General features: G+C 69.0%; 15 protein-coding genes. 6 read left to right on the top strand and 9 right to left on the bottom strand.

Features of this window, described 5'->3' with window-relative positions:
* Window positions 1-121: 121 nt before the first annotated feature.
* The 3 genes from AB4Z46_RS26660 to AB4Z46_RS26650 all read left to right on the top strand — a co-directional run bounded on the left by AB4Z46_RS26660 (window position 122) and on the right by AB4Z46_RS26650 (window position 2534).
* Window positions 122-1459: an MFS transporter gene (locus AB4Z46_RS26660; protein WP_442286566.1), complete on the top strand. Its 1338-nt coding sequence runs from the start codon at window positions 122-124 to the stop codon at window positions 1457-1459.
* A gap of 63 nt (window positions 1460-1522) precedes the next feature.
* Window positions 1523-1990, top strand: a complete 468-nt coding sequence (locus AB4Z46_RS26655; RefSeq protein ID WP_442286565.1) for a nucleoside deaminase — start codon at window positions 1523-1525, stop codon at window positions 1988-1990.
* Between the two features lie 97 nt (window positions 1991-2087).
* Entirely contained in the window at window positions 2088-2534 is a 447-nt protein-coding gene (locus AB4Z46_RS26650; RefSeq protein WP_442286564.1) for a universal stress protein, read from the top strand.
* Between the two features lie 2 nt (window positions 2535-2536).
* Here the strand turns inward: AB4Z46_RS26650 and AB4Z46_RS26645 are convergent, their stop codons facing one another.
* Both AB4Z46_RS26645 and AB4Z46_RS26640 read right to left on the bottom strand, forming a co-directional pair.
* Window positions 2537-3448: a hypothetical protein gene (locus AB4Z46_RS26645; protein ID WP_442286563.1), complete on the bottom strand. Its 912-nt coding sequence runs from the start codon at window positions 3446-3448 to the stop codon at window positions 2537-2539.
* 34 nt (window positions 3449-3482) lie between these two features.
* A complete protein-coding gene (locus AB4Z46_RS26640; RefSeq protein WP_442286562.1) occupies window positions 3483-5831 on the bottom strand; it encodes a YgiQ family radical SAM protein in 2349 nt (782 codons plus the stop codon).
* Between the two features lie 177 nt (window positions 5832-6008).
* Here AB4Z46_RS26640 and AB4Z46_RS26635 point away from each other — a divergent pair, with 177 nt between their 5' ends.
* Window positions 6009-6989 (top strand): bifunctional helix-turn-helix transcriptional regulator/GNAT family N-acetyltransferase, encoded by a 981-nt coding sequence (locus AB4Z46_RS26635; RefSeq protein WP_442286561.1) that lies wholly within the window; start codon window positions 6009-6011, stop codon window positions 6987-6989.
* On the opposite strand, the gene AB4Z46_RS26630 is transcribed toward AB4Z46_RS26635, so the two are convergent.
* The 7 genes from AB4Z46_RS26630 to AB4Z46_RS26600 form a co-directional block, all read right to left on the bottom strand.
* The gene (locus AB4Z46_RS26630) at window positions 6976-7953 is read right to left on the bottom strand and encodes a Bug family tripartite tricarboxylate transporter substrate binding protein (protein ID WP_442286560.1); all 978 of its coding nucleotides are present in this window, start codon (window positions 7951-7953) and stop codon (window positions 6976-6978) included. The two genes, AB4Z46_RS26635 and AB4Z46_RS26630, sit on opposite strands and share 14 nt — an antisense overlap.
* 32 nt (window positions 7954-7985) lie before the next feature.
* Window positions 7986-9170 (bottom strand): tricarballylate utilization 4Fe-4S protein TcuB, encoded by a 1185-nt coding sequence (gene tcuB / locus AB4Z46_RS26625; RefSeq protein ID WP_442286559.1) that lies wholly within the window; start codon window positions 9168-9170, stop codon window positions 7986-7988.
* Window positions 9157-10563, bottom strand: a complete 1407-nt coding sequence (gene tcuA, locus AB4Z46_RS26620; RefSeq protein ID WP_442286558.1) for an FAD-dependent tricarballylate dehydrogenase TcuA — start codon at window positions 10561-10563, stop codon at window positions 9157-9159. The genes tcuB and tcuA overlap by 14 nt, the downstream gene beginning before the upstream one ends.
* Before the next feature lie 78 nt (window positions 10564-10641).
* Window positions 10642-11568 carry a LysR substrate-binding domain-containing protein gene (locus AB4Z46_RS26615; protein WP_442286557.1) on the bottom strand — a complete coding sequence of 309 codons (927 nt, stop codon included), beginning with the start codon at window positions 11566-11568 and terminating at the stop codon, window positions 10642-10644.
* Window positions 11569-11601: 33 nt separating this feature from the next.
* Window positions 11602-12384: a 3-hydroxybutyrate dehydrogenase gene (locus AB4Z46_RS26610; protein ID WP_442286556.1), complete on the bottom strand. Its 783-nt coding sequence runs from the start codon at window positions 12382-12384 to the stop codon at window positions 11602-11604.
* 59 nt (window positions 12385-12443) lie between these two features.
* Complete coding sequence (locus AB4Z46_RS26605; RefSeq protein ID WP_442286555.1) at window positions 12444-13652, bottom strand: DUF3734 domain-containing protein; 1209 nt, start codon at window positions 13650-13652, stop codon at window positions 12444-12446.
* Between the two features lie 58 nt (window positions 13653-13710).
* Window positions 13711-14160, bottom strand: coding sequence for a CHRD domain-containing protein (locus AB4Z46_RS26600; RefSeq protein ID WP_442286554.1), 450 nt, complete (start codon window positions 14158-14160; stop codon window positions 13711-13713).
* Between the two features lie 56 nt (window positions 14161-14216).
* Here AB4Z46_RS26600 and AB4Z46_RS26595 point away from each other — a divergent pair, with 56 nt between their 5' ends.
* Both AB4Z46_RS26595 and AB4Z46_RS26590 read left to right on the top strand, forming a co-directional pair.
* Window positions 14217-14810: a DUF924 family protein gene (locus tag AB4Z46_RS26595; protein ID WP_442286553.1), complete on the top strand. Its 594-nt coding sequence runs from the start codon at window positions 14217-14219 to the stop codon at window positions 14808-14810.
* A gap of 81 nt (window positions 14811-14891) precedes the next feature.
* A partial coding sequence (locus AB4Z46_RS26590; RefSeq protein WP_442286552.1) for a methyl-accepting chemotaxis protein occupies window positions 14892-15895 on the top strand: 1004 nt, incomplete at its 3' end.

The raw sequence follows: 15895 nt of genomic DNA, 5'->3' as shown, positions 1-15895 counted from the left end.
GTAATTCAGACTCCGGATATCGACATTGCTATGTGCTCTATTGCGGCTGCCCAGTTTCGCACAGGGGCGCAAGCGGCCAACATTGGCGCAGCCGAATCCGGCCAGAACAAGGAGCTGAGACATGAGTGCACACGACATGGCGCTGCCCGGCGCCGTCGCCTCCCAGGACAAGGTCGACGCGACCTACGGCAAGATCTCGTGGCGGCTGCTGCCCTTCCTGGGCGCGCTCTGGGTGCTGGCCTGGCTCGACCGCGTGAACATCGGCTTCGCCAAGCTGCAGATGCTCGACGACCTGCGCTTCAGCGAGGCGGTCTACGGGCTCGGCGCCGGCATCTTCTTCCTCGGCTACTTCTTTTTCGAGGTGCCCTCGAACATGCTGCTGCAGAAGATCGGCGCCAAGAAGACCGTGATGCGCATCACCATCGGCTGGGGCCTGGTCTGCATGATGCAGGCCTGGGTCACGACGCCGACCCAGTTCTACCTGCTGCGCTTCCTGCTGGGCGCCTTCGAAGCCGGCTTCTACCCGGGCGTGATCCTCTACCTGACCTACTGGTATCCCTCGCAGCGCCGCGCCAAGGCCTTCGGCACCTTCATGTCGGCCTCGGCGATCGCGGGCGTGCTGGGCGGCCCGATCGCGGGCTGGATCATGACCTCGATGGGCGGCGTCCACGGCTGGCACGGCTGGCAGTGGCTGTTCGTGCTCGAAGGCATCCCCTCGGTGCTGGCCGGCGTCTTCGCCTGGTTCTACATGACCGACCGGCCGGAGCAGGCGCGCTGGCTCAGCGACGAGGAAAAGCGCGTCGTGCGCCACCAGCTCGAGCTCGACAACCGCCGGCTCGGCGACCGCGGCAGCGACTGGCGCCAGCTGTTCACCAACCCGAAGGTGTGGCTGCTGATCGCGATCTTCTTCTGCCTGCTGTGCGCCAATTCGACGCTGACCTTCTGGATCCCGACCGTCATCAAGGAAACCGGCTTCGTGACGCCGATGGCGATCGGCTGGATCGCCGGCGCGGCCTATCTGTTCGGCGCCGCCGGCATGATCCTGAACGGCCGCAACTCCGACCGCCGCGGCGAGGTGCGCTGGCACTTCAGCGGGGCCGCGATCTGCGGCGCCGCCGGCATGCTGCTGCTGGCGCTGGCGCTCGGCCTTCCGGGGTTGCCGGCCGTCGTGCCGCTGCTCGCGATGGGCCTGGCCCTGGTCGGCACCATGAGCGCGATCCCGGTGTTCTGGCAGTTCCCGAACATGTTCCTGAGCGGCGGCGCCGCCGCGGTCGGCGTGGCGCTGATCAACTCGATCTCCAACCTCGCGGGCTTCGGCGCCCCCTATGCGATGGGCCTGATCAAGAATGCGACCGGGCGGGTGGCACCGGGCCTCTACCTGGTGGCCGCGATCGAGTTGCTGGCCGCGGTGCTGGTGATCGTGTTCATCGCCCGCAGGCAGCCACCCAAAGAGACCTGACTCGCCCTCGTTCACCCCGGCCAGCCGCGGCAACCGATTCATCACACGCTCCGTCGACAACCCATGACCACGAAGACAGACACCGAAAAATACCTGCTCGAATCCATCCATCTCGCCATGGAGAACGTGCGCCAGCGCAAGACCTGGCCGTTCGGCGCGGTGATCGCCCGCGAGGGCCGCGTGGTGGCCACCGGCGTCAACGAGGTGGAAGCACTGTGCGACCCTTCGGCCCATGCCGAGATGCAGGCCGTGCGCGCCGCCGGCCGGGCCCTGAAGAGCACCGACCTGAGCGGCTGCACGGTCTACGCCAGCGGCTATCCCTGCCCCATGTGCCTCACGGCCATGTACCTGGCGGGCGTGAAGGAGGTCTACTACGCCTATTCGAACGAGGACGGCGAGCCCTACGACCTGTCGGCCGCCCGGGGCTACGTCGAGTTGGCCAGGCCGATCGAGCAGCGCGAAATGAAACTCATCAGCCTGCCGGTGCGGCCCGAGGGCGAAGACCTGTACGAGGCCTGGCGCCGGCGCTAGGCAAGCTTGCCTAGAACGCGGGCTGCGCCTTGCGGCCGCGCGATGCGCGCAGTAACCTGAATTCGGGGGCGGGTGCCGCTCGCCCGGGAGTGCCGTCATGTACGAACGCATCCTCGTCGCCACCGACGGCTCCGAGCTGTCGGAACAGGCCGTGTCCAGCGCGATCGACCTGGCCATCCTGACGCAGGCGGAGTTGTTCGCCGTCAAGGTGGTCCATCACCAGTCCGCCGGCTACTTCGAAGGGTCGCTGCTGCTCAGCCAGATGGAAGTTTCGCGCCTGCGCGAACAGGCCGATGTCGAGTCCCAGCGGGTGGTCGATGCGGTCAAGTCCAAGGCCGACTCCCGCGGCGTCAAGAGCACCACGGCCATCGTCGTGCGGGCCGAGGGGGTGTCCGAAGCGATCATCGAGACCGCCCGGGTCCACCATTGCGACCTGATCGTGATGGCCTCGCACGGCCGGCGCGGTATCAAGCGCCTGCTGATGGGCAGCGAGACGCTGCACGTGCTGACGCATTCGCACACGCCGGTGCTGGTGCTGCGCTGAAGTCAGCGCGCGGGCGCCGCCGCGTCGCGCTGGCGATCCTCGCGCTTGATGCCCAGGTAGGTGGTACGGTCGATCTCGTGCAGTTGCGTCGGGTAGCGCTCGACCGCCTCGAACCAGCGGTTCAGGCGCTTGGTGTCGCGCTCCACCGGCGGCACGCCCAGGCCGTCGAGATACGCATCGAGCGCGAGGAAATAGCGCATCGCGTTGCGCTCCACCAGGCCGCGCAGGCCGCGGATGTATTCGGGATCGCCATTCGGCTTCTTGCGGACCACCGTGAAGCCGACCTTCTCGCTGCCGAAGGTCGCGAGGTAGGCCATGGTGGCGAGCCGCGCCACCACGTTGTGGTCGTAGGCGTAGGCGAAATGCAGAAAGGTCTGGTGCTCGCCGAGCGGCACGGCTTCGAGCATCACGCGATAGTTGCTGGTGCCCATCGGACCGGATTCCGCCGACAGGTCCACCAGCAGGTAGTCGTGCGTGGCCTGCGGCGCGCGGTGCACGAAGGACAGCTCGAAGGCCTGCTCGATCGGCTTGTCGTAGCGTGGCACCACGCTGAGCGTGAGCGTGTCGCCTCCGGGTCCGCGGGCGACCCGGCAGCGCCGGTTGTTGATGTGCAGCAGCAGCATCTCGCACCACTGCGAGGATTGTTCGAGCGCGCGCCGCACATCCTCCAGCGAGTGGTCGACGACGGCGTAGACGTCGCCCTGGAGCCCGCCATCGGTCTCGACCGAATCCAGCACGACCGGTCGCTTCAAGGGGCTGTGGGCGAGCTGGCCGCCCAGCTTGTGGTGCAGCTCGCGCAGGGCCTGGGCCGAGCCTGCCTCGAGCGCCGCCTGGGCGCCGGAGGCCCACGTGAACAGCGCCAGCCAGAGGCCGATTCGACACCAGAGCGAGAAAGGGGCCGGCAGTCTGTTCATGCCGACACGATACAGCGCCCGCGGCGCGCGCCGCTCAGCGACCCTTGCGGATCGCCTTGCCCGCGGAAGGCTTCGCGCGCCCTGCCCCGGTGTCGCGCGGCGGCAGTCCGGTGTGCTGGGTCAGGATGCGGCCCTTGACCGGCGCCGCCGGCTTGGCCGCCACCGCGGTCGAATTCTTGCGCCGGGCGCTGGTATAGCCGCCATCGGTGAGCGGCTGCCAGGTCGGGATCAGGTGGTGCTTGCCGTTGCCGATCAGGTCGGCCCGGCCCATCGACTTCAGCGCCTCGCGCAGCAGCGGCCAGTTGTTGGCGTCGTGGTAGCGCAGGAAGGCCTTGTGCAGCCGGCGGCGCTTGTCGCCGCGCACGATGTCCACCGTCTCGCTCTCGCGCGTGATCTTGCGCAGCGGGTTCCTGTTGGTGTGGTACATCGTGGTCGCGGTGGCCATCGGCGACGGGTAGAAGGTCTGCACCTGGTCGGCGCGGAAGCCGTTCTTCTTGAGCCAGATCGCGAGGTTCATCATGTCCTCGTCGCTGGTACCCGGGTGCGCGGCGATGAAGTACGGGATCAGGTACTGCTTCTTGCCGGCCTCGGCGCTGAACTTCTCGAACATCTGCTTGAACTTGTCATAGCTGCCGATGCCCGGCTTCATCATCTTGGTGAGCGGGCCCTGCTCGGTGTGCTCGGGCGCGATCTTGAGGTAGCCGCCGACGTGGTGCTGGACCAGTTCCTTCACGTACTCGGGCGACTGCACGGCCAGGTCGTAGCGCAGGCCGGAACCGATCAGGATCTTCTTGATGCCCTTGAGCGCCCGCGCGCGGCGGTAGATCTTGATCAGCGGATCGTGGCTGGTGTTGAGGTTCGGGCAGATGCCCGGATACACGCAGCTCGGCTTGCGGCAGGCCGATTCGATCTCGGGCGACTTGCAGCCGATGCGGTACATGTTGGCGGTCGGGCCGCCGAGGTCGGAGATGGTGCCGGTGAAGCCCTTGACGCTGTCGCGGATCGCCTCGACCTCCTTGATGATCGATTCTTCCGAGCGGCTCTGGATGATGCGGCCCTCGTGCTCGGTGATCGAGCAGAAGGTGCAGCCGCCGAAGCAGCCGCGCATGATGTTGACGCTGAAGCGGATCATTTCCCAGGCCGGGATCTTCGTCGCGCCGTCGTGGCTGCCGTTCTCGTCGGCATAGCCCGGATGCGGGCTGCGCGCATACGGCAGGTCGAACACGTGGTCCATCTCGGCCGTGGTGAGCGGGATCGGCGGCGGGTTGATCCAGACGTCGCGGGCCGTGGTGCCCTCGCCGTGCGCCTGCACCAGCGCGCGGGCATTGCCCGGGTTGGTCTCGAGATGCAGCACGCGGTTGGCGTGGGCATAGAGCACCGGGTCGGCGCGCACCTGCTCGTACGACGGCAATCTGATCACCGAGCGGTCGCGCGGCGGCACCTTGATTCTTTCACGGCTTTGCAGGGCCGGATTCGGCACGAAGGTCAGCGGCTTGATCGACAGGTTGACCGAGCCCGCGGCTTCCGCGGCCTGGGCCACCGACTGCGCCTCGTCTTCCTTGGCGCAGGTGGCGCCGTTGGCCTTGGCCTGGTCCGACACCATCAGGTAGGGATTGACGTGGGCCTCGACCCGGCCCGGCTCGTCGACGCTGGTCGAATTGATCTCGAACCAGCCCTCGGGGGTTTCGCGGCGCACGAAGGCAGTGCCGCGCACGTCGGTGATGTGCGCCACCGGCTCGCGCGCCGCCAGCCGGTGCGCGATCTCGACGATCGCGCGCTCGGCGTTGCCGTACAGCAGCAGGTCGCACTTGGCGTCGACCACGATCGAGCGGCGCACCTTGTCCTGCCAGTAGTCGTAGTGCGCGATGCGGCGCAGCGATCCTTCGATGCCGCCGAGCACGATCGGCACGTCGCTCCAGGCCTCCTTGCAGCGCTGCGAATAGACGATGGCCGCACGGTCGGGCCGCTTGCCGCCGATGTCGCCGGGCGTGTAGGCGTCGTCGCTGCGCACCTTGCGGTCCGCCGTGTAGCGGTTGATCATCGAATCCATGTTGCCGGCGGTGACGCCGAAGAACAGGTTCGGCTTGCCGAGCGCCTTGAACGGGTCGGCGCTCTGCCAGTCGGGCTGGGCGATGATGCCGACCCGGAAACCCTGCGCCTCCAGCATGCGGCCGATCACCGCCATGCCGAAGCTCGGGTGATCGACGTAGGCGTCGCCCGTGACCACGACGATGTCGCAGCTGTCCCAGCCGAGCGCGTCCATCTCGGCGCGCGAGGTCGGCAGGAACTTCGCCGTGCCGAAGCGGGCCGCCCAGTACTTGCGGTAGCTGGTGAGCGGCTTGGCGGCGCGCGTGAAGAAGGAGACGTCGACGGGGGCGTTCATCAGGGGGAATACGGCAATCGGTTGCCGCGCAGGCCTGCGGGCCGGGTGGGCCCGTGGTGGGCAACCGGCGATTTTAGGGTTTTCCATTGGATCTGTCGCCCCAAAGGGCAAATGGCCCCTCCCTGGCGCTCGACGAATTAATTGCTTTTGTCAATTATTCCATTGACAATGGCAATCATGTCGGACGCATCCCCCCTCTTGCCCGAGGTCGCCCAGGTCAAGGCGATCCGCGGCTTCAATCGCTTCTACACCCGCCGCATCGGCGTCCTCGACCCCTACCTGGACAGCGACATGTCGCTGACCGATGTGCGCGTGCTCTACGAACTGGCCCACCGCGCCGAGGCGGTGGCGAGCGAAATCGGCCGCGACCTGCACCTGGACGCCGGCTACCTCAGCCGCATCCTGCGCGGTTTCGAGGCCCGTGGATGGCTGCGTCGCCAGGCCCATCCGCGCGATGCGCGCCAGAGCCTGCTGGCCCTGACCGAAGCCGGCCACGCGGCGTTCGCGCCGCTGCAGCAGAAATCGCGCGACGAGGCTCTGGCGCTGCTCGCGCCGCTGGGAGCGGCCGAACGGCGCCAGCTGGTCGATGCGATGGCCACGCTGCAGGCCCTGCTCGAGCCGGGGGCCCGGCCGCCGGCCCGGCGCCAGGCCGCGGTGCTGCGCGATCCGGCACCGGGCGACATCGGCTGGGTGGTGCAGCAGCACGGCGAGATCTATGCGCGCGAATACGGCTGGAACAGCGACTTCGAGGCTCTGGTGGCCGACATCGCGGGCCAGTTCCTGCGCAAGTTCCAGCCGGCTTGGGAACGCTGCTGGATCGCCGAACTCGACGGCGAACGGGTCGGCGCCGTGTTCGTGGTGCGCAAGTCGGCCACCACCGCCCAATTGCGCATGCTGATCCTGAGCCCGAAGGCGCGAGGACTGGGCCTGGGCGCCCGCCTCACCGACGAGTGCATCGCCTTCGCGCGCGCCAAGGGCTACAAGAAGATGGTGCTCTGGACCAATCGCTGCCTGACGGCGGCGCGCGGCATCTACGCGGCGCGCGGGTTCAAGCTCGTCAAATCCGAGCCCTACGAGGGCTTCGGCCAGCAGCTGGTCGGCGAGACCTGGGAGTTGAAGCTCACCGCCGCCCCTGTCGCGCAAGTCAGTCCGAAGTGATCTTGCGCTCGCGCACGATGCCGCCCCACTTGGCATCTTCCTTGCGCATGAAGGCGGTGAGGTCGGCGCGCGTGGTGGGCTGCGGCGTCAGGCCGTGCTTGTTCAAGGCGTCCTTGACGCCCGGGTCGTTCAGCACCTTCACGATCTCCAGGTTCCAGCGCTCCAGGATCGGCGCCGGCGTCTTGCCGGGCGCCACGAAGGCATACCAGTTCAGCGCCTCGAAGCCGGGGTAGCCCGACTCGGCCACCGTCGGGATGTTCGGCATGTAGGCCGGCCGCACCGACCCGGTGGTGGCCAGCGGGATCAGCTTGCCGGCTTCCACCTGCGGCAGCGCCGTGGGCGGGGCGGAGAAGTAGGAAGCGACACGTTCGCCCAGCAGGTCCTGCAGGGCCGGCGCCCCGCCCTTGTACGGCACGTGGACCATCTCGATGCCGGCGCGCTGGTTGAACAGCTCCCCCGCCAGGTGGGAGGCCGAGCCGGCACCGGTGGAGGCGTAGTCCACGCCGCCGGCCTTCTTCTTTGCCAGCGCCACGAACTCGGCGAGCGTCTTCACGCCCAGGCCTTTGTGCACCACCAGCACGTTCGGAAAGTTGACGCCGCCCGAGACCGCGGCCAGGTCCTTGAACGGGTCGTAGCGAACCTTCATCACGTGCGGCGCGATGGTCAGCGGCCCGATCGAGCCGAACAGCAGCATCGTGCCGTCGGCCGGCCCGTTGGCGACCAGCTGGTGGGCGATGTTGCCGCCCGCGCCGGCCTTGTTGTCGACCACCACGCTCCGGCCGATGTTCTCGCCCAGCTTCTTCGCGATCAGCCGCGCCGCCGCGTCGGCCGCACCGCCGGCGGCAAAGCCCACCACCAGGGTCACCGGCTTGCTCGGGGGGAAGTCCTGCGCCTGGCCGAGGCCGGCCAGCAACAGGGAGGACGCGGCCAGGGTGGTGGCGCGCAGCAGGTGACGTCGGTTCATCGTGGGTCTCCGGAATGGTTGTCTTGTCTTGTTCAGTCGGCGCCGAGGCCGATCGGATTCGGCTGGCGCTTCTCGACCGCATGGCGCAGCAGCGCCGCGGTGCGGAAGATGCCGTGCGCGAACTTGCCGTAGGGCAGCGTGGCGAAGAGCGCCATCACCGCGCCCAGGTGCAGGCACAGCAGCAGTGCCAGGGCCGGCGTGCCGCGCCCCAGCCACAGCGCCAGGCCGCTGGCGCTGGTGAGGAACAGCAAGGCGATGAAGCCCAGGTCCATCGGCTTCTGGGCCGGGTCGCCGTGCAGCGGGTGCCGCCGGCGATTGAGCCGCCACAGTCCGGCCGTGCCGATCATCAGGCTCAGCCCGCCGGCCACGCCGAGCAGCTTGGGCAGGCTGGGCAACTCGTAGGGCGCCTGCCAGCCGAGCAGGTAGTGGTAGAGCGTGGCCACGCTGGTGGCCGCGAAGCACAGCAGGAAGCCGTAGAAGGTGAGGTGGTGGAAGCGCCGGCGCGACAGCGTGTAGGCATCGTCCTCGACGTGGCAACCCTCGCCGTGGCCGCCGTCGAGGTACTTCAGGCGCAGCACGGCATCGGCGGCCTCGGCCGCGGCCGGCGCGTGCAGCGGCGCGCCACCGGTGGCCGGCGTGATCTCGCGCCAGAAGCGGCTCACGCCCTTCCCCAGCGCGAACACGACGAACAGGAACACCGGCGCGAACAGGCCGACCAGCAGGTTGTGCGGGAACAGCCGATAGAAATTGCCCTCCAGCCGGCCGCCCCAGAGCGATCCGGTGCTGGCCACCGCGAGCACCAGAAACAGCGCCAGCGCCGCCGCCAGGGCCAGCGACAGCGTCAGCCCGTTGCGCTGGTACAGCCGGCCGAGCGCCGGCGGCCAGGCGTAGTCCGCATAGGTCTGCCCGCGCACCTCGGCCATCGCCCGCGGCACGTTGACCGCGAACTCGTGCGGCGGCGCGTACTGGCAGGCGTGCAGGCAGGCGCCGCAGTTGTGGCACAGGTTGGCCAGGTAGTGGATGTCGGCGCGGCCGAACTCGAGCCGCCGCGTCATCGCCGGGAACACGGCGCAGAAGCCCTCGCAGTAGCGGCAGGCATTGCAGATCTGCATCTGGCGGCCGACCTCGGCCTCGCTCGCGCTCAGGATCGGGATCACGCGCCGCTCGCCGCTCGCGAGCGATGCCGCCTCCCGGGTCAGGGCCTCAAGCTGCTGCATGGTCGAACTCCTTGCTCGCGGCCTTGGCGGCCTCGGTGCCCGCGATGCGGCCGAAGGCGGTGCCGATGGCCATGCCGACGCCCGCGGTGTAGCCCTTGCCGAGCACGTTGCCGGCCATCATCTCGCCGGCGACGAACAGGTTCGGGCTCGGCCGGCCGCCGAAGTGCACCGCCGCCCGGTCGTTCACCCGGAGGCCCAGGTAGGTGAAGGTGACACCGGGCCGCAGCGCATAGCCGTAGTAAGGCGGCGCGTCGATGGTCCGCGCCCAGTGCGTCTTGGCGGGCGCGAGCCCTTCGGTGCGGCAATCGTCGAGCGTCGTGTGATCGAAGCTGCCGGCACGGCAGGCCGCGTTGTACGCACCGAGGGTGTCGACGAAGGCCGCCTCGGGCAGGCCCAGCTTGCGCGCGAGTTCGGGCAGCGTATCGGCCACGGTACCGGGAAACACCGGCGGCATGAAGCGGCCGATGGCCTTGCGGTCGATGATCGAATACGCGATCTGGCCCGGCTGCTGCGCCACCAGGCGGCCCCAGATCGCATAGCGCTTGGGCCAGAAGTCCTCGCCCTCGTCGTAGAAGCGCAGCGCGTCGCGGTTGACCACCACGCCGAGCGAGACGCAATCGATGCGGGTGCAGATGCCGCCGTCGTACAGCGGCGCGCGGGCGTCGATCGCCACCATGTGCGCCTGCGTCGGATCGCCGATCGAGTCGGCACCGGCGTCGATCATGGCCTTGAGCAGCACGCCCTGGTTGAAGCGGGTGCCGCGGATCAGGAAGTTCTCTGCCGGCCGCTCGCCGCGTTCGTTCTCGCCCCAGGCCTGGCTGAGCCATTCGCGGTTGGACTCGAAGCCGCCGGCCGCCAGCACGCAACTGCGGGCCTCGATGCGCTCGCCGGCCGCGCTGCGCGCGGCCACGAAGCGGTCGCCATCGAGTTCGATCGAGACGATCGGCGTCTGGTAGCGGACCTTCACGCCGAGCCTCTCGGCGCTGCGGAAATAGGCGTTGACGAGGGCCTTGCCGCCCCCCATGAAGAAGGCGTTGGTGCGCGCCACGTGCAGCGCGCCCGACAACGGCGGCTGGAAGTGCACGCCGTGCCGCCGCATCCAGTCGCGGCAGGAGGAAGAGGCGCGGATCGCGATGCGGGCCAGGTGCTCGTCGGTCAGGCCGCCGGTCACCTTCAGCAGGTCCTGCCAGTACTCTTCTTCGGGATAGGCTTCGATCAGCACGTCCTGCGGCGCATCGTGCATGCAGCGCAGGTTGCGCGTGTGCTGGGAATTGCCGCCGCGCCACTCGCGCGGCGAGGCCTCGACCAGCAGCACGCTGGCGCCGGCCTCGCGCGCCATCAGCGCGGCGCACAGCGCGGCATTGCCGCCGCCGATGACCAGGACATCGATCATGCAGTTGTCTCCTCGTGGTGGAGGGCAACTGTAGGCAGCCGGGGCCTCGGGCGACAGTGCGCCCGGAGCAAGGGGTCTTCAGTTTTCGTGAAGGGTGGCGCCGGCCCAGCGCCCTTCCCGCACCAGCCGGCGCGCCACGTCGGCGAGCACGACCCGGGCCGCCAGCGCTGCCGGCGACAGTTCGTCGTCGGACAGGCTCGCGAGCAGGTTGCGGCGGCCGACCTGGGGATCGGCGATCCGGACCTGCACGAGAGGCTCATCGGCGAAGCGCGCGGTGGCCGCGCCCGGCTGGATGGTGGCGCCGTGCCCCGCGCGCACCGCATCCATCAGCAGCGCCAGGCCATCGATCTCGGCCACCACGCGCGGCGCGACCCGCGCCCGCGCGAAGGCCGCGGCGAGCGTGGCGCGCAGGCCGTGCGAGGCGCTCGGCATGATCAGCGGCAGCTCGCCCAGGCGCGCGATGCGCACTTGCGGCCCCTTCGGCAGGCCGGGCAGCCCGGCCCGGCCGATCACGAACAGCTTCTCGTCCAGCAGCGGCAGCACGCTCCAGCGCCGCGCGGTGTCGGTCTGGAACAGCACCGCGAGGTCGAGCTGGCGCGCATTGAGCATCGCCGCCAGGTGACCCGACAGCGTCTCCACCAGGTGCAGCCGGACCTCGGGATAGCGCTCGCCCATCGCCTGCATCAGCGGCACGCCGAGCACCGACGCCGTGGTCGGCGGCAGCCCGATGCTCACGTGGCCCGAGAGCCGCGCCTGCTGCGCCGCCCGCACCGCCTCGTCGGCATGCCGCAGCGTGAGCTGGGCCTGCTGCAGGAAGGCCAGGCCGGCATCGGTCGGCGTCACGCCGGTGGAGCTGCGCTGCAGCAGGCGCGTGGACAGCTCGCTTTCGAGCCGGCTGATCTGCTGGCTCAGGGCCGAGGTCGCGAGATCGAGTTCGAGCGCCGCACGCCCCATGCTGCGCAGTTCGCAGGTCTTGACGAAGTAGCGCAGCTGCCTCAGTTCCATGGCGGCTTCAGCGGGCGCAGGCGTGGGCCGCGCTCACTGCATGAACCAGCCGTGGCTCACCACCAGCGACTGGCCGGTCAGCGCGTTGGTCGGGAACGCCGCGAACATCAGCGCCACCCGGGCGACGTCGTCGGTGGTGGTGAATTCGCCGTCGACCGTTTCCTTGAGCATCACGTTCTTGATCACCTGCTCCTCGGTGATGCCGAGGGTCTTGGCCTGTTCCGGGATCTGCTTCTCGACCAGCGGCGTGCGCACGAAGCCCGGGCAGATCACGTTGGCGCGCACGTTGTGTTTGGCGCCCTCCTTCGCGACCGTCTTGGCCAGGCCGATCAGGCCGTGCTTGGCGGTCACGTAGGGCGCCTTCAGCAGCGAGGCCTCCTTGGAGTGCACCGAGCCCATGTAGATCACGCTGCCGCCGCGGCCCTGCGCGTACATGTGCTTCAGGCAGGCCTTGGTGGTCAGGAAGGCGCCGTCGAGGTGGATCGCCAGCATCTTCTTCCAGTCGGCGAAACTGAACTCCTCGACCGGATGCACGATCTGGATGCCGGCGTTGCTGATCAGGATGTCGATGCCGCCGAAGGCCTTGGCGGCCTCTTCGACGGCCGCGTCGACCTGCGCCTCGCTGGTGACGTCGACGCCGACGCCGATGGCCTGCGCGCCGCTTGCCTTGAGTTCGGCGGCGGTGGCGTCGGCGGCCTGCTTGTTGAGATCGGCGATCACGATCTTTGCGCCTTCCTGCGCGAAGACGACCGCGATTTCCTTGCCGATACCGCTGGCCGAGCCGGTGATGAAGGCGACCTTGTCCTTGAGCTGCATGAGTTTTCCTTGGTGGTGCGAGGTAGAGAGGAAGCGAGCAATCTGCGTGCCGGGCGAGGCTACTGGGCGGCGGGAATCTGCGGCAGCTTCAACGGATGGCGAATGCGCCGGGCATTCGGCTCGGTCAGGTCGAAGGTGGTGACCCCGTTCGCCAGCGAAGCGCTCTGGAGCCACTCGGGATGGTCCAGCGTGTTTCGGATGTCGCGCAGCCCGGCCTCCCAGTGCTCGTCGACCGAGGCACGCGAGAACTCGTAGTCCTTCGAGTCGAGCTCGTAGGGCTTGTCGCGGTAGATCAGGTGCACGATCTCGATCGGCTCGTGGCTCAGCTGGGCGCACACGGCCTGCACGCTGGGATCGTTTCGCAGCGGTGCCGGCAGCTTGCCGATCAGGTCGGCGATCGCCTGCTGCAGGTTCATGTTGGAGGCCAGCGCGTCGGTGTTCATCCGGGTGCGGCTCGAATAGGTGATGTCCTTCTGCCGCTCCATGGTCTCGGCGAGCGTGCGCGGCATCGCGCCGTGGGCACTGAACAGGTCGACCTGCAGCACCATCAGCGGCTCGCTGCGCGGATGCGTGTCCAGCACGTACTGCAGCGGCGTGTTGGAGACGATGCCGCCGTCCCAGTAGTCTTCGCCGTCGATGTGCACCGGCGCGAAACCCGGCGGCAGCGCGCCGCTGGCCATGATGTGCTCGGGGCCGATGCGCTGGACCGTGTTGTCGAAATAGACCGAGTTGCCGGTGCGCACGTTGACCGCCCCCACGCTGAAGCGGGTGTCGCAGTGGTTGATGCGATCGAAGTCCACCAGCCGCTCGAGCGTCGCCTTCAGCGGCGCGGTGTCGTAGTAGCTCAGGAGCGGCGCCGCGCCGCCGAGCAGCAGCGTCGGGTTGCGGCGCGGCTCGAAGAAACCCGGGACGCCGAACATCGCGACCGCGGCGGCGCTCCACTGGTTCCAGGCGGCCCGGTCGCCGCCCCACCAGCCCGGCAGGCGCTGTGTGGCGCCCGAGGAGACCAGGTCCCAGAACTCGCGCAGCCGCCGGACCCGCATCGCGGGCGCGTTGCCGGCGATCAGCGCGGCGTTGACGGCGCCGATCGACACGCCGGCCACCCAGTCGAGCGCCTTGTGCTTCTCGAACACGCCCGCATAGACGCCGGCCTGGTAGGCCCCCAGGGCGCCACCGCCCTGCAGGACCAGTGCCTTCCTGGCGGTCGTGATGTCGACCCGCGGGGTGGCGGGTCGGGCGGCGGCGCGAGGCTTCTTGGTGGCGGGCATGGCGTCATTTGACACCATCTGCCGCCAGCGCCGCCGCGCTCCGGCACCTCGGCGCGAGCTACATCTTCGGCAGCATCTGGCCCCGGATCTCGCCGCCCGGATTGGCCGCCGTATGGATGTTGGCGTACCACTTGCCCGCCATCAGATCGGCCGCCTGGGCCGGCGTGAGCGTGGCCTGGCCCTCGATCGGGCTGGCCGGCGACGCGAAGGGCAGCACGACGGCGGCGTTCGCGCCAGCGGTCGCCGGACCGTGGAAGTGCGCGGCGGTGGCCGGCCCGCTCAAGCCCTCGTAGGTGATCTTGTACTTGAGCACGTTGGTGTCCTTGTTCAGCCAGGCCTCGGCCATGCCGCTGCCGCGCGTCATGTTGGGCGGCACCTCGCTGGCCGCGTTCATGGCACCGCTGAAGCTAGCGGTATTGGACTTCGACATCATCCCGCAGCCCGCCAGGGCCGCGGTCGCGACGCCCGCGACGAGGGCCAGGCGCAAGAGTTTTCCGTATCGTGTCATGGGTGATCTCCATCGGGTTGCGATGTGCCGAGCTTAGGCAGGGACAGGCTCCCGCGATGTCGGCCACCGCCCCGACTTTCGGCACCGGTGGCATCATCCGGCGCATGAATGCCCTGCCCTCCGCCGCCGACGTCGCCGCCTTCTGGCGCGATGCCGGCCCCAGCCGCTGGTTCGCCAAGAACGAGGCCTTCGATGCCGAGTTCAAGGCGCGCTTCGAGACCGCGCACCACCTCGCCGCCACCGGCGCGCTCGATCACTGGGCGGCCGATGCCGAAGGCGCCCTGGCGCTGCTGGTGCTGCTCGACCAGTTGCCGCGCAACGCCTGGCGCGGCAGCGGCCGCATGTTCGCGACCGACGGCAAGGCGCTCGGCATCGCGCAGGCCGCCATCGACGCCGGCCTCGACCGGCAGATCGAGCCGGCGCTGCGGCCCTTCTTCTACCTGCCGTTCATGCATTCCGAATCCCTGGCCGACCAGGAGCGCTCGGTGCTGCTCTGCGGCGAACTCGACCCGAACACCCAGCGCTTCGCGGTGCTGCACCGGGACATCGTGGCGCGCTTCGGGCGCTTCCCGCATCGCAACCAGGTCCTGGGGCGCAGCAGCACGCCGCAGGAGCAGCAATTCCTCGACGACGGGGGCTTCGCCGGCTGAACGGCCGCACCGGCCTTCAATTTTCCGCGCGATGGCCGATATCCCTCTGACAGTCGGACTGGCCGGCATGGAGGAACGCACGTGAAACACTTGAAGATCGGCACCCGCCTGGGATTGGGTTTTGGCATGGTGCTGGCGCTGATGGCGCTGATGACGGCACTCGGCATCTGGCGCCTGCAGGCGGTGGCCGCCTCTGCCGAGGAGATCACCAGCCAGCCGCTGGCCAAGGAACGGATGATCAGCGACTGGTACCGGCTGGTCGCGGTCGGCGTGCGCCGGACCACCGCCATCGCCAAGAGCGCCGACCCGTCGCTCGGCCCCTTCTTCGCCGAGGAGGCCGCGAGTTCCACCAAAGAGGCGCAGGCACTGCAGAAGCAACTCGAGCCGCTGCTGAACAGCGACGAGGAAAAGGCGCTGTGGAAGGACTTCCAGGACGTGCGGACGAAGTACCTCGAGGGGCGAGACGCCGTGGTCAAGGCGAAGGCCGAGGGCACGATGGAGGATGCCAACCGGGCGCTGGAGCGCCAGTTCATGCCCACCGCCAAGGTCTATCTGGACAACGTCCAGCACTTGCTCGAGATGCAGCGGCGAACGATCGACGGCACGGTGGCCCAGATCGGCGCCAGCTACCGGTCCAGCCGCAACTTGCTGCTGGCGCTCGGGGCCCTGGTGCTGGCCCTGGGCGGCGCCTGCGCCTGGTGGCTTGCGATCGGCATCACGCGGCCGCTCGGCCGCGCCGTGCGGGTGGCGCAGACGGTGGCCGGCGGCGACCTGACCAGCCGCATCGAGGCCGGCACGCGCGACGAGACCGGGCAGTTGCTGCGAGCGCTCAAGGACATGAACGACAGCCTGGTGAAGATCGTGGGCGAAGTGCACCAGGGCACCGACACCATCGCGACGGCCTCGGGCGAGATCGCCACCGGCAACCAGGACTTGTCGTCGCGCACCGAGGAGCAGGCGAGCTCGCTGGAGGAGACGGCGGCCTCGATGGAAGAACTCACCAGCACGGTCAAGCAGAACGCCGACAACGCGCGGCAGGCGAATCAGCTGGCGGTGTCGGCCTCCGAAGTGGCGGTCCGGGGCGG

The organism is Variovorax sp. M-6, assembly GCF_052114385.1.
Lineage (GTDB): Bacteria > Pseudomonadota > Gammaproteobacteria > Burkholderiales > Burkholderiaceae_C > Variovorax.
The sequence above is the reverse complement of the archived record's forward strand: the minus strand, read 5'-3'. Positions and strand labels throughout refer to the sequence as shown.